Source organism: Streptomyces katrae (genome assembly GCF_000966975.1).
In the GTDB taxonomy this organism is placed as follows: domain Bacteria; phylum Actinomycetota; class Actinomycetes; order Streptomycetales; family Streptomycetaceae; genus Streptomyces; species Streptomyces katrae.
Genome location: NZ_JZWV01001042.1, coordinates 1 through 4,277, shown reverse-complemented (window position 1 = coordinate 4,277; position 4,277 = coordinate 1). Strand labels below are relative to the sequence as shown.

Annotated in this window: 4 protein-coding genes; 3 read left to right on the top strand and 1 reads right to left on the bottom strand. The window is 72.7% G+C overall.

All coding sequences use genetic code 11. The features are described 5' to 3' along the window. Positions 1-211: 211 nt before the first annotated feature. A complete protein-coding gene (locus tag VR44_RS31960; protein ID WP_045951123.1) occupies positions 212-1,834 on the top strand; it encodes an MFS transporter in 1,623 nt (540 codons plus the stop codon). Positions 1,835-1,993: 159 nt separating this feature from the next. Continuing rightward, the gene (locus tag VR44_RS31955; RefSeq protein ID WP_045951122.1) at positions 1,994-3,181 is read left to right on the top strand and encodes an acyl-CoA dehydrogenase family protein; all 1,188 of its coding nucleotides are present in this window, start codon (positions 1,994-1,996) and stop codon (positions 3,179-3,181) included. Positions 3,182-3,198: 17 nt separating this feature from the next. On the opposite strand, the gene VR44_RS31950 is transcribed toward VR44_RS31955, so the two are convergent. Then, the gene (locus tag VR44_RS31950; RefSeq protein WP_045951121.1) at positions 3,199-3,657 is read right to left on the bottom strand and encodes a cell division protein SepF; all 459 of its coding nucleotides are present in this window, start codon (positions 3,655-3,657) and stop codon (positions 3,199-3,201) included. A 285-nt stretch (positions 3,658-3,942) separates the two neighbouring features. Between VR44_RS31950 and VR44_RS31945 the strand changes: the two genes are divergently transcribed. Beyond that, positions 3,943-4,277 (top strand): DUF5685 family protein (locus tag VR44_RS31945; RefSeq protein ID WP_245692642.1); only part of this gene is annotated, 335 nt, incomplete at its 3' end.

Genomic DNA, 4,277 nt, shown 5'->3' with positions numbered 1-4,277 from the left:
AGAGGGAGGGGTGGGGCGAGTGGTGCACACCACAACGGGGCCGCCGCCGGGATGAGAGCTTGACCACGTGTCGGGCACACGAACTCGCGTACGCTGACCCTTCACTCGCGTGTCGATGCCGGACCCCGTAGGACGCCGCACAGGGCACCACCCCGCGGCGCCACACGACGCTGGTCCGCCGAGTGCGAGGGATCACCTGGGAGGTACATGGATGTCGGGGACGAACACGGCCGGCGACAGGAAGTCCTCCCTCCGGCAGCGGATCACCGAGGCCTCCGGCGGCACCAATCGCTGGGTCGTCCTCGCGGTCCTCTGCGTCAGCCTGGTGCTCGTCGCGCTCGACGCGACGATCCTGCACGTCGCCGTCCCCGCCGTCACCGAGGACCTGCGGCCCGGCTCGCAGGAGCTCCTGTGGATCGTCGACGCCTACCCGCTGGTGTGCGCCGCGCTGCTGATCCTCTTCGGCACCCTCGGCGACCGGGTCGGCCGCCGCAGGATCCTGCTCCTCGGCTACGCCCTCTTCGGCGCCGCCTCCGCGATCGCCGCCCTGGCGGACAACGCCCAGGTGCTGATCGGCGCCCGCGCCCTGCTCGGGGTCGGCGGGGCGATGATCATGCCCGCCACCCTGTCGATCCTGCGCCAGGTCTTCCCCGACCGGCGCGAGCGCGCCCTGGCCATCGGCATCTGGACGGCCGTCGCCGCGATCGGCGCCGCCGGCGGGCCGGTCCTGGGCGGGTTCCTCGTCCAGCACTTCTGGTGGGGTTCCGTCTTCCTCATCAACATCCCGCTGATGGCGCTGATCCTGCCGCTCGGCCGCTGGCTGCTGCCCGAGTCCCGGGGGGCGGCCGACGGTCCCTGGGACGTGCTGGGCGCGCTGACGGCCGCCGGCGGTGTGCTCGGCGTGGTCCTCGGAGTCAAGCGGATCGGTGCCGAACGCCAGCTCACCGACCCCCGGGCGCTGGTCCCGCTGGCCCTCGGCGCGCTGCTGCTGGTCCTCTTCGTACGCCGCCAGAAGCGGCGCGAGCACCCGCTGATCGACATGCGGATGTTCTCCCGGGCCGCCTTCTCCACCTCCGTCGGCTGCATCGTGCTCGCCATGCTGGCCCTGGTCGGCCTGGAGCTGATGGCGGTCCAGTACCTCCAGCTGGTGCTGCACCTGAGCCCGCTGGAGACCGGCCTGCGGCTGCTGCCGCTGACCTTCGCCGCGATGGCCGCCGGGGCCACCGGCTCCTACACCCTCCAGAGGGTCGGCCCGCGCACCATGGTCTCGCTGGGCTTCGTGCTGACCGCCGGCGCCGTGCTGCTGCTGACCCTGATGGGCCAGCACGACCGGCCGGCGCTGCTGACCACGGGGTTCGTCCTGCTGGGCTTCGGCCTCCAGACCACCCTGTTCGCGGCGTACGAGTCCATGCTGAGCGAGGCCCCGGTGGAGGCCGCCGGAGGCGCCGCGTCCATAGGCGCCGAGGACTCGGCGGGCGCCGCGAACTCCCTCGGCGAGGCCTACCAGATCGCCGCCCACCTCGGCGGTCCGGCGGGGCGGTCGCTGGCCGCGGCCGCCCGGCACTCCTTCGTGCACGGGCTGCACGTGACCCTGGTGGTCAGCGCCGGCCTGCTGCTGGCGGGAGCGGTGATGGCCCTCAGGCTGCCGCGCACCATGGAGAACGCCGAGCCGATCGCCTGCGGCGCGGTCACGGAGGGGGCGGTCCCTGCCGTCGCCGACGCGGGGGCGGCCGTACGCCTGCCCGGCCAGGCCAAGGGCCCTGCCGCCGTACCCGCGTCCGGCACGCGGATCCCCGGCCCGGCCGTCGGCAGCCGCCCCGGCCGCCCGGCCTGACGGGGGCTGCCCGGTCCGCCGGGGCCGTCGGGCCTGACCCGGGCCATCCGGCGCCGCCCGCCGGCCCGCCAGGCCGGGGGTGGACCCGGGGCGGGGTGGGCGACAAACTTGCACCGCTAGGTTTCGCCCCACGCGCCTGCCGGGAGGCCCCCCTTGTCCGTGTCGTCCGCGCCGAAGAACCCGTTCGTCCCCACCGATCCGCTCGGTCTCGACGAACTCCTCAGCCCCGAGGACCTCGCCGTCCGCGACACCGTCCGCACCTGGGCCGCCGACCGGGTCCTGCCGCACATCGCCCAGTGGTACGAGGCCGGTGAGCTGCCCGGCATCCGCGAGCTGGCCCGCGAGCTCGGCTCCATCGGCGCCCTCGGCATGTCCCTGACCGGCTACGGCTGCGCGGGCGCCAGCGCCGTCCAGTACGGCCTGGCCTGTCTGGAGCTGGAGGCCGCCGACTCCGGGATCCGCTCACTGGTCTCCGTCCAGGGTTCCCTGGCCATGTACGCGATCTGGAAGTACGGCTCCGAGGAGCAGAAGCAGCGCTGGCTGCCGGGCATGGCGGCCGGCGAGCTGATCGGCTGCTTCGGGCTGACCGAGCCCGACGTCGGCTCCGACCCGGCCGCGATGCGCACCCACGCCAAGCGGGAGGGCTCCGACTGGATCCTGAACGGGCGCAAGATGTGGATCACCAACGGCTCGGTGGCCTCCGTGGCCGTCGTCTGGGCGCAGACGGACGAGGGGATCCGCGGCTTCGCCGTCCCCACCGACACGCCGGGCTTCTCCGCACCGGAGATCAAGCACAAGTGGTCGCTGCGCGCCTCGGTGACCAGCGAGCTGGTGATGGACGACGTACGGCTGCCCGCGGACGCGGTGCTGCCGGGCGTCACCGGGCTCAAGGGTCCGCTGGGCTGCCTCAGCCACGCGCGGTACGGGATCGTCTGGGGGGCCATGGGCGCGGCGCGCGCCAGTTTCGAGGCCGCGCTCGACTACGCGCGGACGCGGGAGCAGTTCGGTCGGCCGATCGGCGGCTTCCAGCTCACCCAGGCCAAGCTGGCCGACATGGCGCTGGAACTCCACAAGGGCATCCTGCTCGCCCACCACCTGGGCCGGCGCATGGACGCGGGGACCCTGCGGCCGGAGCAGATCAGCTTCGGCAAGCTCAACAACGTCCGCGAGGCCATCGACATCTGCCGCACCGCGCGGACCGTCCTCGGGGCCAACGGGATCTCCCTGGAGTACCCCGTCATGAGGCACGCCACCAACCTGGAGTCGGTGCTCACCTACGAGGGCACCGTGGAGATGCACCAGTTGGTGCTGGGCAAGGCGCTCACCGGGCTCGACGCCTTCCGGTAGGCCGGCGAGGGCCTTGCTCAGCTCTGGTTGAAGAAGTCGCGGGAGCGGCCGCCCGCCTCACCGCTGACGATCTGGGTGTCGGCCGGGGTCAGGAGGAAGACCCTGGTCGCCACCCGCTCGATGGAGCCGCGCAGCCCGAAGGTCAGGCCGGCCGCGAAGTCGACCACGCGCTTGGCGTCGGTCGGGTCCATGGACGACAGGTTCACGATCACCGGGACGCCCTCGCGGAAGAGCTCGCCGATGCCGCGCGCGTCGCGGAACCCGTCGGGGGTCACCGTCGCGATCCGCCGGCCCCGCTCGACGGCGGACTCCGAGGCCACGCGCACCCGGGGGTCGGTGACCCACTGGTCGCCGGGCCCCGACACCGAGCCCCGCCGGCCGTCCACCGCCTCCGCGTAGTCGTCGTCGTAGTACCGCTCGTCGTCGCTGTCCTCCACGAGACCCAACCAGGCGCTCGCCTTGCGTACCGAACCCATGGACGCCTCCTTTCACCGTGGCCCGTCTGTCTTCTGCTCCGCTGCCCCTATGGTCGTCCATCATGCTGACAACGCGCCAAGTGGATAGCCGCCGCGCAGGGGTTTCGTGACGGGACTGGTGCAGAACATCCGTTGCACCGGCGAGGTTCCACGCCACTGCCGCTGCTGACTGAGTGAAAATACGACCGCCGCTGCCGTCCGGGTGAGGCGCTGGGGCGTACGGGTGAACGAGTTGGCTGGATACGATGCCCCGGAAACACGCGGAAGACACACGGGGGAAGCGGTTTGTTCGGCATCGTCAGACCTTGTACGCACCGGCTCGGTGACCGGTTCAAGACGGAGTGGATGGCCCATCTCTGCGGCCTGTGCCTGGCACTTCGAGGTGACCACGGCCAGTTCGCGAGGATTGTCACGAACTACGACGGCCTGCTGGTCTCCGTTCTGACGGAGGCTCAGTCGGGCCCGCTGCCCGGCGCGCGGCGCACCGCCGGACCCTGCCCGCTGCGCGGTATGCGCACCGCCCCGGTGGCCAACGGCGAGGGGGCCCGGCTCGCGGCCGCCGTCTCGCTGGTGCTCGCCTCGGCGAAGGTGCGCGACCACGTGGCCGACCGGGACGGCCC

Bases quoted from the DNA above. Each gene is read 5' to 3' on its own strand.
- VR44_RS31960 (WP_045951123.1), top strand. From the start codon at position 212: ATGTCGGGGACGAACACGGCCGGCGACAGGAAGTCCTCCCTCCGGCAG.
- VR44_RS31950 (WP_045951121.1), bottom strand. From the start codon at position 3,657: ATGGGTTCGGTACGCAAGGCGAGCGCCTGGTTGGGTCTCGTGGAGGAC.